The following is a 15,558-nucleotide window of genomic DNA, read 5'->3' on the forward strand; positions in this document are numbered from 1 at the left end:
TTAGTTTTTTTGAGTTGTGATGTTTGTACCTCCCAAAAGTCTCAATAAAATATCCTGCTTGGCAACAATAATTTCTTTACCTACAATAGCTGGATTACTAATTACAACCCCTTCTTCTCCTGATTGGATTATAGTTACAGGAATCGCTTTTGCCTTATCATTTTCTTTTGCTAACACAAAACTTTCTCCATCACGATTTAAAATAGCATCAAAAGGTAATTTTATTGCTTCTCCTTTAAAAACAATAACATTAACTTCTATTCTATCGCCTGTTGTAAACCCTTTTGAGTTAACATATACTTTGTATTCTGCTAAGCTGTTAAAAGTGCTGTTTAATGCAATGGCCGAATAATTTTCATTTTTAAAATTAACGCCATATATAGTTAGATTTGTAGGAACTCTTAGTAGCAAATAAAAACCATTGGTAGCCCTAATAGTTGCCACAGGGTGCCCTGGTAAACACATGTCTCCCTTATTGACCAATGTTTTTGAAATAATACCATCAACTGGTGACAAAATAGTAGAGTACGTTAGTGTATTAGCTACATTTATTTGATTTTGTTGTAAAGCATTTAATTTAGCTTTTAAAGTTTCTATGCTACTTTCTTCTTTTTGATATTGTTCAATAGAAGCACCCTTAATAGCTAGTAATTCTTTAGTTCTTTGATGTGTTTCTTCTAAATTTTTAAGCGAAGTTTGAGTCGCTTTTATTTGTGATTTTAAACTAGCTGAGTTGGTTTGAATGGAAGTATTATCTAATCGTGCAATAATTGCTCCTTTTTTAACTTTTGTGCCACTTGGCTGTATAAAATTAACACGTGCTGTTACTTTTGATGATAAATTAACATCTTTATCATTTTCAGTTTGCGCTAAATAAGGAAGTGTTAAGGCTACCTCTTTTAATTCAGGTTTAATGGTTGAAACTACAATACCATATTCTTTAGCTATTGGTAATGCGGCTTCTTTTCGTTTAGCATTTAGTACAGCAAAAATTGCTAAAAGTATAATTACAACTACTGCAATTATGCCTATTGTTTTTTTGTTTTTTATTGTTTTCATTTTACTAAATTTTCAATGTTATTACCATAAATTACAGCCAACTTCATAAGTGTTTGCCATTTTTCAGCTTGTGCTTTGTATAATTTTGATTTTTCCAACACTAAATCGTCTTCATATTTTAAATAATCTTCAATAGATATTCTATTTAATTGATAGCTTACTTTAGCTATATGTAAAATATTTTCTTTTTCTTTCACATTTTGTTGATACAGTCTTTCCGACTTATATAATAACTTTAGGCTATTCTCTAATTGATTTACTTGTGATTTAAGTGATAATTCCAATCTAGAGAACTCATTTTGGGTAGATTTGTAGATTATTTTACTTTTTTTAATTTGAGTATATTGACTTTTATTAAAAAGAGGCATGCTTACTACTAAACCAAATGTGGTGTAATTTTCATCAATTGCAATATCATTATTATATGCATTTGCAAAGCTGTGATTATAGTTTCCTCTAAGCAAAATAGATGGTAATAACTTTTCTTTTTCAGCTCTATAGTTTAATTTATCAGCAAAAACTTTTTGTTTTAAAGGTTCTAATGCTTCCATAGCACTTGTATCTATACTTTTATTAATTTCAAGCATATCTACTGGGTTTTCCACTCTAATTCCTGTTAATGTTTCAATAGTTTCTATTATTTTCCCTCTATTAATAGCAATTTCATTTTTGGTAGCTTCTACTTGGTTTACTCCATTACTAATAATTAATAAACTTGAACCTGAAGCCCTTCCATTTTTTACTTTTAAAGCAATTATTTCTTTCGTTTTTAAAAGTGATTGTTTTTTACTTTCAAGTGCTTCTGTTAAAGCTTTTATATATTGTAAATTAGCATTTGAGCTAACTATAATAGCTTCATATTGTAATAAATTAATATGTTTTTTTGCCTTGGCAGATTGTTGCATATATTTCGCTTTACTTACCATAGTATAAATAGATTTTATAAATACTGGCATTGAAATACTAATTCCTACTCTATATATTTCTTCACTAAATGGTTGAGGTATACTTTGGTTATTAACTAAAGGCATTAAATCATTTGGAGGTAGAGGTATTAACCCTGTTGGAACAGATGTATTATCATAAGTACCAAATGCAGTAATTTTGGGGAACAAAGCGCTATATGCTAATTGTTTTCCTGTTTTTGCTTTTTCAAATGCTAAAGCATCACCTTTTGTTTGTGGATGCTTTTTTAAAGCACTAAATAAATCTTGAATATTTGTAACTTTCTGAGCTTTAAGCAACGGAGGGGTTACAAAAAACAGAATTAAAACTATTATTAAAATTTTATTTTTCATTTCTAATTATTTATGTTTGTGAACACTTACTTACTTATTTGTGTAAATTTTTTAATATTTTAATATGCGCTCTAAAAGCACAAACATTTTATTACAAAACGCTTCATGATTAAAGTCCTTTTTATTTAAAACCAGTTCAATGTTTAATATTATAGGAATTCCCATATAAATGGTAGCAAAATCATTTACATCAATATTTTTATTCCACAAACCATGTGAAATTCCTTCTTGAACAATTTGAATTAGTAAAAGTTTTTGTGATTTTAAAATTTGTAAAAGTTTTTCTTTTAATTCTGAGTCGTTTGCATGTGTAGCTTCAGTAAATAGTAAAATAGTGATACCCTTATTATGAATTAAATACTTAATTTGTTTACAAAAAAACGTAAATAACTTAATAGATGGTACCATGTTTGAATTGGCAACCTCTTTTTGATTTACAACTAAATTATTATAAACATCTTTAATTATTGATAAAAGAATACCTCTTTTACTTTTAAAATGTCTGTAAATAGCTCCTTCACTAACTCCAACCTTTGCTGCTAAATTTTTTATGGAAAGTTTTGCTAAACCTTCATTTGAAATTATATCTAAAGTAGCTTCTTTTATTTGAGCTTGCCTGGTTTCAGTACTTAATCTTAACATAACAGCATACAAGTATGTAAGTAATCGCTTACAAAAGTATTGTAATAATTACAATTCACAAAATAATACATAAAAATTTATTTTAATAATACTTTTTCTTTAACCAAAAAGAAACTCGCACTAATAAAATCAATGCAGGGACTTCAACCAAAGGCCCAATAACACCAGTAAATGCTTGTCCTGAGTTTAAACCGAAAACAGCAATGGATACCGCAATAGCTAATTCAAAATTATTTCCTGCTGCTGTAAATGCAACTGCTGCTGTTTTATCATATTCTGCACCCATTGCTTTGGTAAAGAAAAATCCAATAATGAACATTAAGCTAAAATAAATAAGTAATGGCACTGCTATTATTAATACATCCATAGGTATTTTAACAATTAACTCGCCTTTTAGAGAAAACATAACTACAATAGTAAATAATAAGGCAATAAGAGTTAATGGTGAAATAGTAGGAATAAATTTTTTGGTATACCACTCTTCTCCTTTTAGTTTAACTAAAATCATTCTGCTTAAAATTCCTAAAACAAAAGGTAACCCTAAATAGATAGCTACACTCTCCGCAATGGTTGCAATAGATATATCAACAATAGCTCCTTCAAACCCAAAGTAAGGTGGTAATACTGTTATAAACAACCAGGCATAAAAACTATATGCAAAAACTTGAAAAATACTATTTAACGCAACTAATCCTGCTCCATATTCACTACTTCCCTCTGCAAGATCATTCCAAACTAAAACCATAGCAATACAACGAGCCAACCCTATTAAAATTAGCCCTACCATATATTCTGGGTAATCTTGCAAAAAAGTAAGCGCAAGTATAAACATAAGTACTGGTCCTATTATCCAGTTCAATACTAAAGAAATAGCTAAAATTTTTACATTTTGAAATACTTTTGGCAATAGTGCATAATTAACTTTGGCTAAAGGTGGGTACATCATCACAATTAAACCAATTGCTATTGGAATATTGGTAGAGCCACTATTAAATGAATTAATAAGGGTTGGAAATGAAGGTAAAAAATAACCTATTCCAACACCCAGAGCCATAGCAACAAATATCCATAAAGTTAAATAACTATCGAGAAAATTTAATTTTTTTTGATTGTTGTCATTGAAATTAATTTATTTTAATTTGTGAAAAAACATATAACATTTCAACTGCAATTTGATTACTTCGTTCTTGGTATTTTTCCTTTTGCTGGGGTGTATTGTCAAATTCCTTTGGATCTTCATATTCTATAGGGATACGTTTTTCTGCTCCAGGAATAAAAGGACAATTGGCATTGGCATGTGAACATGTCATGATTGCAGCAAATTTATTTTTAGGATTGAATAAATTGTCAAATATTTTAGAAAACCCGATAACAGGATGTTCATTTTCAGCATATTTAATGCTATATACTTTATTCCCACTTTCAGATAATTTATTAATCTCAAACCCTACCTGTTCTAATGTTTGCACAATTATTGGATACAATGTAGTAGCTTCAGTACCTCCAGAATAGCAATGTACATTTTTTACGTTAAAATAATGTGCAACTGCTTGTGCCCAAACTTGTGATAAATGACTCCTTCTTGAATTATGTGTACAAATAAAGTTTAAATTAACATTTTTATTTTCTGAAACCTTTGATTGTATATAATTAATTAGAGGTTGTAAAATTTGCTTCCTCTCGTTAGAGATTTTTTTAGTTTTTAAAAAATCAATTGTATTTTTTATTTTTTTTAACAGCATTGTATCTTAGAATTGTTATATTCATTAAAAAATGAGATAAAAAGTTGTTTAAATTCTTCCCAAACTTTTTCATCAATACAATAGCAAACACTTGTTCCTTCAATTGTTCCTTTAATTAAACCAACATTTTTTAGCTCTTTTAGGTGTTGTGAAGTTGTAGATTGAGCCAAGCCTATTTCAAGAGCCAAGTCTCCACAAACACAGGTATTTAATTTAAATAACTGTTGTAAAATAGCTATTCTGGCAGGATGTGCAAAAGCTTTTGCAGCCTGTGAAATTTTATTTTGTTCTTCGTTAAATTTTTCAAATTTTGTAATACCCATATTAATATATCGTTTTATTGCAATATTACGATAAATAATTATTATAAATATACTTTTATTAAAATTTAATTTATACTTCTTTGGGGAATACTTTCTTGTTAAAAACAATTAACAAACCAACACCTGTAGAAATTGCAGTATCTGCTACATTAAAAATAGCATTGAAAAAAGTAAAGGGTTTACCGCCATAAAAGGGTATCCAAGAAGGTAAATTACCGCTCCACATTGGAAAGTATAACATATCTACAACTTTGCCAAAAAATAATTTACCATAAGGTTTGTCTGAAAATAATGTAGCTATATTTAAACCTCCAGGTGTATTAAATATAGTTCCATAAAAAACAGAGTCTATAATATTTCCCATAGCTCCAGCAAAAATTAGTGATATAGCGACAATTAATATAGTATGCGCCTTTTTTTTAACAGAAGTATATAACCAATAGCCTATGCCCGTAATTGCAAATAATCTAAAAATAGTTAAAAATAATTTTCCTGCTTTACCCCCAAATTCAGCACCCCAAGCCATTCCATTGTTCTCAATAAAATGAATTCTAAACCAATCAAAAACTACAACTTCTTCTCCGTAAAAAAAATTAGTTTTAATATAAATTTTGCTAATTTGGTCTATTAATAAAACCAAAACTATGATAAATAGTGCTTTTTTCAATTTTAGTTATTTTATATATTGAAAATAAAAGCTATTAAAAAAGGGTTAAACTTTGTGTTATTTATTTTTATAATTAACGTTTAACTCTTTTTTAATAGCTTATTTTAGATTGATTATTGTTGCATTCTTTTAGCTTCGATACTTAACGTTGCGTGTGGTACTAATTTCAATCGTTCTTTTTGAATTAATTTACCTGTAACTCTACAAATACCGTATGTTTTGTTTTCAATACGCAACAATGCATTTTTTAAGTCTCTTATAAACTTTTCTTGACGAATTGCTAATTGCACATTTGCTTCTTTAGACATGGTTTCTGATCCTTCCTCAAAAGCTTTGAATGTAGGTGAAGTATCATCAGTCCCATTATTACTGTCATTTTTAAATGCACTTTTTATCAATGCTAAATCTTCTTCAGCATTGCTTATTTTTTTTAAAATTATCTCTTTAAATTCAGCTAAGTCTTTGTCGGAATATCTATTATTTTCATTCATAATCCTATATTTTTTCTATTAATATCTTTGTATTTACATTGTCAAATACAATTTCAATACCTTTTTCTAACATCTCTTCAAATACCAATTCTTTTGTTAACGTTTCAGCTTTAATATATTGTTCATTTGCTAAAATTGATTGCTCTAATATATCATTTTTTTGAATAACTAGCTTAATTTTATCGGTAACATCTAATCCTGATTCTTTACGTAAGTTTTGAACTCTATTTACCAACTCTCTTGCATTTCCTTCTTTACGTAAATCATCTGTAATTGTTACATCTAAAGCCACGGTTAAATTTCCTTGGTTTGCAACTAACCACCCTTCTATATCTTGCGATGTGATTTCAACTTCTGCAATGGTTAAATTTACAATATTTCCTGCTATTTCTATAGGAATTTTTCCTTGTTTTTCAACAATTGCTATGTCATCCTGGGTTAAATTTTGAATTGCTTGTGCCACAAACCTCATGTCTTTTCCATACTTAGGGCCTAGTACTTTAAAATTAGGTTTTATTGTTTTTACCAATATACCTGAAGCATCATCTATTAACTCAATTTCTTTAACATTTACTTCCGATTTTATTAAATTTTCAACTGCTAAAATTTCTTCTCTTTCCTCATTATTCAAAACGGGAATCATTATTCGTTGTAATGGCTGACGTACTTTTATCATTTCCTTTTTACGCAATGATAAAACCATAGATGATATTTTTTGGGCTTGTTGCATTTTATGCTCTAATTTACCATCAATTAAACTTTTATCATAGATTGGAAAAGAGGTTAAATGTATAGATTCAAAATTTTCTTTTCCTGAAACACTTGTTAAATCTTTGTAAATATTATCCATAAAGAATGGAGCAATTGGTGAGGCTAATTTAGCAACTGTAACCATACACGTATATAACGTTTGGTAAGCAGAAATTTTATCTTCCCCATATTCTCCTTTCCAAAAGCGTCTTCTACTTAAACGAACAAACCAATTACTAACATATTCTGAAACAAAATCTTGTATAGCTCTTGCGGCTTTGGTTGGTTCATATTCTTCGTAAAATTTTTCAACATTCTTAATTAATGTATTTAATTCTGATAAAACCCAACGGTCTATTTCAGGTCTTTTTTCTATAGCTATTTCATCTTCAGCATACGTAAACCCATCTAAGTTTGCATACAAAGAAAAGAAAGAATAGGTATTATACAGCGTTCCAAAGAATTTGCGTCTAACCTCATCAATTCCTTCAATATCAAATTTTAAATTATCCCACGGATTTGCATTTGAAATCATATACCAGCGTGTTGCATCTGCACCATATTTATCCATTGTTTCAAATGGATCCACTGCATTTCCTAAACGTTTCGACATTTTTTTACCTTCTTTGTCTAACACCAATCCATTAGACACTACATTTTTATAGGCTACCGAATCAAAAACCATGGTTCCAATTGCATGCAAGGTATAAAACCATCCTCGAGTTTGATCAACACCTTCTGCAATAAAATCGGCTGGAAAGAATTTTTTCTCGTCTATTAGCTCTTTATTTTCAAAAGGATAATGCCATTGCGCATACGGCATAGAGCCAGAATCAAACCAAACATCAATTAAATCTGATTCGCGTTTCATTGGTTTTCCTGAAGGTGAAACTAATGTAATAGTATCAACTACATTTTTATGCAAATCAATTTTATCATAGTTTTCTTCACTCATATTCCCAACTTCAAAATCGTCAAAAATATCAGCTTCCATAAACCCTGCTTCAACAGCTTTTGCTATTTCAGCTTTCAACTCTTCAACAGAGCCTATCATTATTTCTTCAGTGCCATCTTCAGTTCTCCAAATTGGTAAAGGAATACCCCAATAACGTGAACGAGATAAATTCCAGTCGTTGGCATTTTTTAACCAATTACCGAAACGACCTTCTCCTGTTGATTTTGGTTTCCAATTAATAGTTTCATTTAATTCAAACATCCTATCTCGTTTATCAGTCACCTTTATAAACCAAGAGTCTAATGGATAATATAATATAGGTTTATCTGTTCTCCAACAGTGTGGATAACTGTGGCGATACTTTTCAACATGGAATGCTTTATTTTCTTCTTTTAACTGAATAGCAATTTCAACATCTAAAGAACGTGCAGGAGCCGGTTCATCTATATAATATTCGTTTTTTACATATTTCCCTGCATATTCTTTCATATGCTTGGTAAATTTTCCTTGTAAATTAACTAAAGGCACTGGATTTCCATTATCATCTAATACTAGCATTGGTGGAACTTCTGGTATTGCTTTTTTAGCAACCATGGCATCATCAGCACCAAATGTTGGAGCAGTATGCACAATTCCCGTACCATCTTCAGTAGTTACAAAATCCCCGGCAATTACTCTAAAGGCATTTTCAGGGTTTTGGTATGGAAGTGCATAAGGCATTAACTGTTCGTATTTAGACTCCAAGAATGCTGTTCCTTTAAACTCTTTTACAATGACATATGGAATTTTTTTTTCATCCTCTTTATATTCTGAAAGTTGAGTTTCATTTTCAACTGCAAAGAATTTTTTTGAAAATTGCTTTTCAACTAAATTTTTAGCTAAAATTACATTCATCGGTTTAAATGTATACTGATTGAATGATTTCACAACAACATAGTCTATTTTTTTTCCAACTGTAAGTGCTGTGTTAGAAGGTAATGTCCAAGGAGTTGTTGTCCAAGCTAAAAAGTAAATATCACCATCTATTTCTTGTAAAAAATTAGGCAATGTGTTTTTAATTGCTTTAAATTGTGCTACAACTGTAGTGTCTGTAACATCTTGATAGGTTCCTGGCTGATTTAATTCATGTGAGCTTAAACCTGTACCTGCTTTTGGTGAATATGGCTGTATTGTATACCCTTTATAAATCAATCCTTTTTTATACAGTTGGGCTAATAACCACCAAACCGTTTCCATATATTTTGATTTGTATGTTACATACGGGTCATGCATATCAACCCAATGGCCCATACGGCGTGTTAAATCTTCCCAAACATCGGTATAACGCATTACTGCTTTTTTACAAGCTTCATTATATGCTTCAACGGTAATTTTTTTTCCTATATCTTCTTTGGTAATTCCTAATTCTTTTTCAACACCCAATTCAATTGGTAATCCATGAGTATCCCAACCTGCTTTACGCTTTACCTGAAAACCTTGTAAGGTTTTATACCTACAAAAAATATCTTTAATTGCACGTGCCATTACGTGATGAATTCCTGGTAAACCATTTGCTGAAGGAGGCCCTTCAAAAAATACGAATGGTTTATTTTTATCTCTAGTAGTGATACTTTTTTCGAAAATATGCTCTGCTTCCCATATCGCTAAAGTTTCTTCTGCTACTTTAGTGAGGTTCAATCCTTTATATTCTCTGAATTTTTTACTCATTTTATGCCTTTAAATCAATTAGTTTGCGAAATTACGTATTTTATTGAAAATATCATTTTATAATAAGCAAAAAATTAATCACTTGATATGTTGAAATTTAAAGTTTTAATTTAACTTTATATTTATATATATTTTAGACTGTAAAATGATTCAGTAAATTATTTTAAATTCATATAAGAAGGTGAAAAGAATTCCATATCTAAAAAGTTATTTATACTTCGGAAAAAATGCAATATGGGCGTTAAAAAGTATCTAAAAGGAAACTCTTCTTTTTATAAAATTAAATCTCAATAAAAAAATAGCTACTATATTTTTTGTTCTTTTTGCAATTCTTCATAAGCCTTTTGAACTTGTGTAAACTTTTCTTTGGCTCCTTTTACATGTTCTTCTCCCAAATGCTGTAGTTTATCTGGATGGTATTTTTTTACCATTTTTCTATATGCTATTTTAATTTCTTCTCTGCTCGCCGTTTTATCAACTCCTAAAATTCTATATGCACTTTCAGTACTATTGTAAAACATTGCCTTTATAGATTCAAAATCATATTGATTTATATATAAATAACCTGCAATTGTTTTAATTGAGTTTACTTCTGCTTCATTGACAAAACCATCAGATTTTGCAATACCAAATAAAAAATGAATCAATTGCAATCGAGAAGCATGCGTTAAATTTTGCCTAATTTGTAAGCAAACTTGCCTTGTAGAAATTTTATTATTCTTTATAAATCCTTTAAATAATTTAAATGCATTTGTAGCTCTTTGCTCTCCATACATTTTTATAAAATGATTTCTTACATAAGACAATTCTCTTTGATCTACTTTTCCGTCAGCCTTAATTACAACGGAAGATAAAAGCAATAAACTAATTTCAAAATCACCTGAATGGCTTGTTCTACTAGTATTTCTATATGCTCTAGCTCTTTCAACATCTCCTTTTGTAAAACCATCAATTAAATTTCCAACAGCATAACCTAAAATACTTCCAATAGGCCCTCCCAAAGTAAATCCTAATCCAGCTCCAAGCCATTTAATAAAATTTGCCATTTTTATTTTTTAGTTTTCAAATATACACCTAATTGTTAGTATCCTTTCTATTAATATTTGCTACAGTTGTTAAAATATTTATAATTATTTGTAAACGAGGTTCTTTTGATTGTTTTTTGTTTTTAAAATAATTTCAAAACAAAAAAATTATGTAGGTTTGTACCTTAAATATTGTATAACTAAAAAAATAAAAATATGTATCCACCAGAATTGGTAAAACCAATGCAAGAAGAGCTAGAAAATGTAGGTTTTACGTCACTTCATACAGCTCAAGAAGTAGAAGAAACATTGAAAAAAGAAGGAACAACATTAGTTGTTGTAAACTCGGTTTGTGGTTGTGCCGCAGGTACAGCTCGCCCAGGTGCAATTCTTTCTTTACAATACGATAAAACACCTGCTAATTTGGTAACTGTTTTTGCAGGAGTAGATGCTGACGCCACTGCAAAAGCACGTGAAAACATGGCTCCTTTTCCTCCATCATCACCTTCAATTGCTTTATTTAAGGATGGGGTATTGGTTCATATGCTAGAACGCCATCATATTGAAGGTAGACCTGCTGAAGTTATTGCTTCTAATTTAGCTGGAGCTTACGAAGAGCATTGCTAAAATATTATCTTTAATCCATTTTTGAAGTAATTAAATACATATGAAAGTTTTTAAACACCTCTTAAAAGCAATTGTAATATTAGCTACCATCCTAAGTTGCTCTAACAATTCTGATATAAGCCAAAGAGAAGAAGAACGGCTTGAATTAGATAATTTAAAAGAAGAAATTGAACTATTAGTTTCTAAAGGAACTTGTACTGAAAACACTATGTGTAATTTTATTGCCTTTGGCAGTAAACCCTGTGGAGGACCTTGGAGTTATTTAGTATTTAGCACTTCTATTAATGTTGGGTTGTTAAAAGAAAAGGTAGCTACCTATACCAAAAATGAAGCCGCTTTTAATATAAAATGGAATATTATTTCTGATTGTTCTATTGTATTACCTCCTACACAACTAACTTGTGTAAATGGTAAGTGTACGGCAATTAATTAAAAAAGATTAAAATATATTTTTAAGAGGTTGTCTAAAAAGTGTCATTCTGAATGTAAATGAAGAATCTCCTTGAAATTAAACACTTATATATCAAGATGTTGAGATTTTTCACTTTGTTCAAAATGACAAGTATAATTGCTTTTCAGACAGCCTCTTTTTATTTTTAGAAAATGAATAAACAACAAATAATTTCCAATACAGAAACCTTTGTTAAAGCCACTTTAAAAAATGCTGAAGGTGGCCATGACTGGTTTCACGTATTGCGTGTATGGAACAATTCTAAGTTAATAGCCCAACATGAAAATGTTGATTTATTTATTGTAGAATTAGGAGCTTTGTTACATGATATTGCCGATTCAAAATTTCACAATGGAGATGAAACCATTGGCCCTAAAATTGCTCGTGCATTTTTAAAAAGTCAACTTGTTAAAGAATCAATAATAATTCATATTGAAAATATAATTACAAATATTTCTTATAAAGGCGGAAATTTTGAGCAAACATTCACATCCCCTGAATTAGATGTTATTCAAGATGCTGACAGATTGGATGCCATTGGAGCTATAGGTATTGCACGAACTTTTAATTATGGAGGGTTTAAAAATAGACCATTGTACAATCCTGAAATTAAACCAAACCTAAATCTAACAAAAAAGGAATATAAAAATTCTGAAGCTCCCACAATAAATCATTTTTACGAAAAATTATTGTTATTAAAAAACAACATGAACACAGAAACTGGTAAAAAAATTGCTGAAGAACGCCATCAATACATGGAAACGTTTCTCAAACAGTTTTTTAATGAGTGGGATGGGCTTAAATAAATTATACGCAAATTAAAGCTGCTTTTTTATTTAATTTTTATTCAAAATTTGGTTTTTTCTTTTCTAAAAAAGCAGTGGTTCCTTCTTTAAAATCACTGGTACCAAAACTTTTACCAAATTGCTCAATTTCAACATCAAATCCATTTACAGCATTCTTATAATTAGCATTGATAGATTTTATGGCTGCAGCAATTGCAACTGATGAATTTCTTGCTATTTTGGTTGCTATTTTTTTACAAAAAGGCAATAACTCTTCCTGTTCAACTACGTTGTTTACTAATCCCCAATCTTTAGCTTCTTCAGCAGAAATCATTCCTGCCGTCATTATCATTTCCATAGCTTTTCCTTTACCAACTAGCTGAGGTAAACGTTGTGTACCTCCATAACCTGGAATTACACCTAAGGAAACTTCTGGCAACCCCATTTTTGCATTTGTACTTGCAACTCTAAAGTGTGAAGCCATGGCTAATTCTAAACCTCCACCTAAAGCAAAACCATTTATTGCTGCTATTACAGGAGTACTTAAATTTTGAACAAAATCAAATAATAGCTCCTGTCCATTTCTTGCAAGTTCAGTTCCTTCTTCAATGGAATAATTTGCAAATTCAGAAATATCAGCACCTGCAACAAAAGCTTTTTCTCCACTACCAGTAATAAGGATAACTTTAACTTTAGTAGTTGCATCTAAACTCTTAAAAGCTTCGTGCAATTCTTCAATTGTATTTTTATTTAATGCATTTAGTTTAGATGGTCTATTTATTGTAATTACTGCTATTTTGTCTTTTTGCTCAACTAATATATTTTCAAAATCCATAAAATTATTTTTTAGGTAATACTATTTTAAAAACGGTTCCTTTATTTATTTGTGATGTAAATGTAATTTTTCCTCCATAGGTTTCTACAATGTTTTTTACCATTGGCAAACCCAACCCCATACCACTCGATTTTGTAGTAAATTTAGGCTCAAACACACGTATTTTATCTTCATTAGAAATTCCTTTACCATTGTCTGCAACTTTAATAATAACACTTTCATTATCTTCTTCAACAGAAACTTCAATTTGTTTATTTTCAGTTTCATCTAATGCATGGACAGCGTTCTTTATTAAATTCGTGATAATTCTAATCAACTGAGCTTTATCCAATTTTGCAATAATTACTTTCTGCTTTGGAAAATAAGAAATATAATCCTCTGTAAAAATATCTAATGCGTGTTTTACAACTTCAACAACATTTAATTCTTCACTTTTTTGAACTGGCATTTTAGCAAAAGTTGAAAAGGCAGATGCAATGGAACTCATCGTATCTATTTGTTGAATTAATGTTTTACTAAATTCGTTTACTTTATCATAAATATTTGGGTCATTCGCATTAAATTTTCGCTGAAAACTTTGTACCGTTAAACGCATTGGTGTTAACGGGTTTTTAATTTCATGGGCAACTTGTTTAGCCATTTCACGCCAAGCTTGTTCTCGTTCTCCCTTTGCTAATTTTACAGCACTTTCTTCTAATTCATCAATCATTTCATTATAAGCATTCACTAGTGTGAAAATTTCTGAACTCGCATCTTTCAATATAATTTTTTCATTACGCTCATCTAACCTTGTTCTTTGTATTTTATCTGTAACTGCTTTAATAGACCTTGTAATATAGCTAGATATAAAATATGCCAATAAAATTGCCACAGCAAACATTAAAATATATACCATTAATAAACGGTATAAGAACTCTACTAAATCTCTATCCTGAACCGAATTATCTTGAACATATTGCAAATTTAAAATTCCTATTGGTTTAAATTTGTTATCGGTTATATATGAGTATGAGGATTGAAAGGTATTTCTCTTTATTATCTTTGTTTCAACATAATGATGCTTAAAATTATTAGCAATTTTAGCTAAAACTGTATCAGATAAGTTAATTGGCGCATCACTTTTTACAAATCCAGAATGAGAACTTTTAACTAATTTTCCATCTAAATCATAAATGTTAATTTCTAAATTTTCAATATCAGAAATCTCATAAATTTTATCTTTAAATATAGCAGCTAACTTTTCTGTAACTATTGGATATGAGTTTTGTGAAGAATTTAGCCAAAAGTTTATTGCGGCTTTTACAGATGCTTCTTTTCTGTCTAACCTTCCTTTATTATACTCGCTAGTTTGTTCTTTATACTGATAAATAGTAATGGCAGCAATTAATATTGAAGCTAATAAAACAAGCAATATCATTGACAAAAATATACGAATACGTAAAGAAAGTTGTTTTAATTTCATCCAATCAAATTTATTGTTTTTTATTGATTAACAGAAAGTAATTAAATTTAATTATACTCATTTTATGCTCAAGTTTAATGTAAATATAGGTGTTAAGCTTTGGTTAATCTCAACCAAAATTATGATTTTATTATTGTAATTTTTTGTTTTATAAATATCATAATTTTAAAATTTAAGAAACCTCTCTTTTACTAAATTTAACAATTTCAGTTAAAAAATATTGTATTAATTACTCAATTGTAGTCTTCATAATTTTATAAACTTTTAAAATAAAATCATCGTTAGAAGAACTTCTCAAATATGTTGAGTTAACACCAATTACTTTATTCGTTACTTTCACATTCTTTTCAGACACAAAAATATTGTTCTTGTATTTTTTCATTAACCAGTTAATAGTATCAATATTTATATATTCTGCAAAAATTTCATAGTCGTTATTTTTTATAAATAGGTCATATTTCCAGTCGCTTTTTCCATCGCTATTTTTCTGTTGTAAAATTTTACAATAGTTAATTTCCTTGATGTTTTTATCAATTTTTAATGGTGAAATTTGCTCACCTACTTTATCAAAGCAAAAACAAGTTCTCAAGATTGAATCTTTTTTTGAAAAATAATTTCCTACAAGAAAATCAGGTATTTTAATAATTTTTGTATCCGATTGCCCAAATAAGGTTAATGGAAAAATTAGTAGTATTATACAAATGGCTTTTACACTTCTCATAATTGGCTACAATACAGT

The 15,558-nt window shown here is 29.3% G+C and carries 16 protein-coding genes; 3 read left to right on the plus strand and 13 right to left on the minus strand.

Features of this window, described 5'->3' with window-relative positions; genetic code table 11:
- From Lupro_RS07505 to Lupro_RS07550, 10 genes are all read right to left on the minus strand, one after another.
- A complete protein-coding gene (locus tag Lupro_RS07505) occupies positions 1-1,059 on the minus strand; it encodes an efflux RND transporter periplasmic adaptor subunit (protein WP_068208135.1) in 1,059 nt (352 codons plus the stop codon).
- Positions 1,056-2,357: a TolC family protein gene (locus Lupro_RS07510; protein ID WP_068208137.1), complete on the minus strand. Its 1,302-nt coding sequence runs from the start codon at positions 2,355-2,357 to the stop codon at positions 1,056-1,058. Before Lupro_RS07510 ends, Lupro_RS07505 begins: the two co-directional genes overlap by 4 nt.
- Before the next feature lie 51 nt (positions 2,358-2,408).
- Positions 2,409-2,999, minus strand: coding sequence for a TetR/AcrR family transcriptional regulator (locus Lupro_RS07515; RefSeq protein ID WP_068208141.1), 591 nt, complete (start codon positions 2,997-2,999; stop codon positions 2,409-2,411).
- Positions 3,000-3,081: 82 nt separating this feature from the next.
- A complete protein-coding gene (gene arsB, locus Lupro_RS07520) occupies positions 3,082-4,128 on the minus strand; it encodes an ACR3 family arsenite efflux transporter (RefSeq protein ID WP_227807500.1) in 1,047 nt (348 codons plus the stop codon).
- On the minus strand, positions 4,124-4,741 hold the full coding sequence (locus tag Lupro_RS07525; protein ID WP_068208146.1) for a low molecular weight phosphatase family protein: 618 nt from the start codon (positions 4,739-4,741) through the stop codon (positions 4,124-4,126). The genes arsB and Lupro_RS07525 overlap by 5 nt, the downstream gene beginning before the upstream one ends.
- The gene (locus Lupro_RS07530; RefSeq protein ID WP_068208149.1) at positions 4,732-5,064 is read right to left on the minus strand and encodes an ArsR/SmtB family transcription factor; all 333 of its coding nucleotides are present in this window, start codon (positions 5,062-5,064) and stop codon (positions 4,732-4,734) included. The genes Lupro_RS07525 and Lupro_RS07530 overlap by 10 nt, the downstream gene beginning before the upstream one ends.
- 70 nt (positions 5,065-5,134) lie before the next feature.
- Positions 5,135-5,731, minus strand: coding sequence for a lipoprotein signal peptidase (locus tag Lupro_RS07535; RefSeq protein ID WP_068208152.1), 597 nt, complete (start codon positions 5,729-5,731; stop codon positions 5,135-5,137).
- A 113-nt stretch (positions 5,732-5,844) separates the two neighbouring features.
- Positions 5,845-6,222: a TraR/DksA family transcriptional regulator gene (locus Lupro_RS07540; RefSeq protein ID WP_068208155.1), complete on the minus strand. Its 378-nt coding sequence runs from the start codon at positions 6,220-6,222 to the stop codon at positions 5,845-5,847.
- A gap of 4 nt (positions 6,223-6,226) precedes the next feature.
- Complete coding sequence (gene ileS, locus Lupro_RS07545) at positions 6,227-9,634, minus strand: isoleucine--tRNA ligase (RefSeq protein ID WP_068208158.1); 3,408 nt, start codon at positions 9,632-9,634, stop codon at positions 6,227-6,229.
- A gap of 305 nt (positions 9,635-9,939) precedes the next feature.
- On the minus strand, positions 9,940-10,680 hold the full coding sequence (locus tag Lupro_RS07550) for a TerB family tellurite resistance protein (RefSeq protein ID WP_068208160.1): 741 nt from the start codon (positions 10,678-10,680) through the stop codon (positions 9,940-9,942).
- A gap of 195 nt (positions 10,681-10,875) precedes the next feature.
- Here Lupro_RS07550 and Lupro_RS07555 point away from each other — a divergent pair, with 195 nt between their 5' ends.
- From Lupro_RS07555 to Lupro_RS07565, 3 genes are all read left to right on the plus strand, one after another.
- Positions 10,876-11,286, plus strand: coding sequence for a BrxA/BrxB family bacilliredoxin (locus Lupro_RS07555; protein WP_068208163.1), 411 nt, complete (start codon positions 10,876-10,878; stop codon positions 11,284-11,286).
- A gap of 40 nt (positions 11,287-11,326) precedes the next feature.
- Positions 11,327-11,719 carry a hypothetical protein gene (locus tag Lupro_RS07560; RefSeq protein WP_068208166.1) on the plus strand — a complete coding sequence of 131 codons (393 nt, stop codon included), beginning with the start codon at positions 11,327-11,329 and terminating at the stop codon, positions 11,717-11,719.
- A gap of 170 nt (positions 11,720-11,889) precedes the next feature.
- Positions 11,890-12,543, plus strand: a complete 654-nt coding sequence (locus Lupro_RS07565) for an HD domain-containing protein (protein ID WP_068208168.1) — start codon at positions 11,890-11,892, stop codon at positions 12,541-12,543.
- Positions 12,544-12,580: 37 nt separating this feature from the next.
- Here Lupro_RS07565 and Lupro_RS07570 read toward each other — a convergent pair whose 3' ends face one another.
- The 3 genes from Lupro_RS07570 to Lupro_RS07580 form a co-directional block, all read right to left on the minus strand.
- Positions 12,581-13,357, minus strand: a complete 777-nt coding sequence (locus Lupro_RS07570; RefSeq protein WP_068208171.1) for an enoyl-CoA hydratase/isomerase family protein — start codon at positions 13,355-13,357, stop codon at positions 12,581-12,583.
- Between the two features lie 4 nt (positions 13,358-13,361).
- Positions 13,362-14,819 carry a sensor histidine kinase gene (locus tag Lupro_RS07575; RefSeq protein ID WP_068208174.1) on the minus strand — a complete coding sequence of 486 codons (1,458 nt, stop codon included), beginning with the start codon at positions 14,817-14,819 and terminating at the stop codon, positions 13,362-13,364.
- A gap of 229 nt (positions 14,820-15,048) precedes the next feature.
- Positions 15,049-15,540 carry a hypothetical protein gene (locus Lupro_RS07580; protein ID WP_068208177.1) on the minus strand — a complete coding sequence of 164 codons (492 nt, stop codon included), beginning with the start codon at positions 15,538-15,540 and terminating at the stop codon, positions 15,049-15,051.
- Positions 15,541-15,558: the final 18 nt, after the last annotated feature.

This window comes from Lutibacter profundi, assembly GCF_001543325.1.
Classification (GTDB): domain Bacteria; phylum Bacteroidota; class Bacteroidia; order Flavobacteriales; family Flavobacteriaceae; genus Lutibacter; species Lutibacter profundi.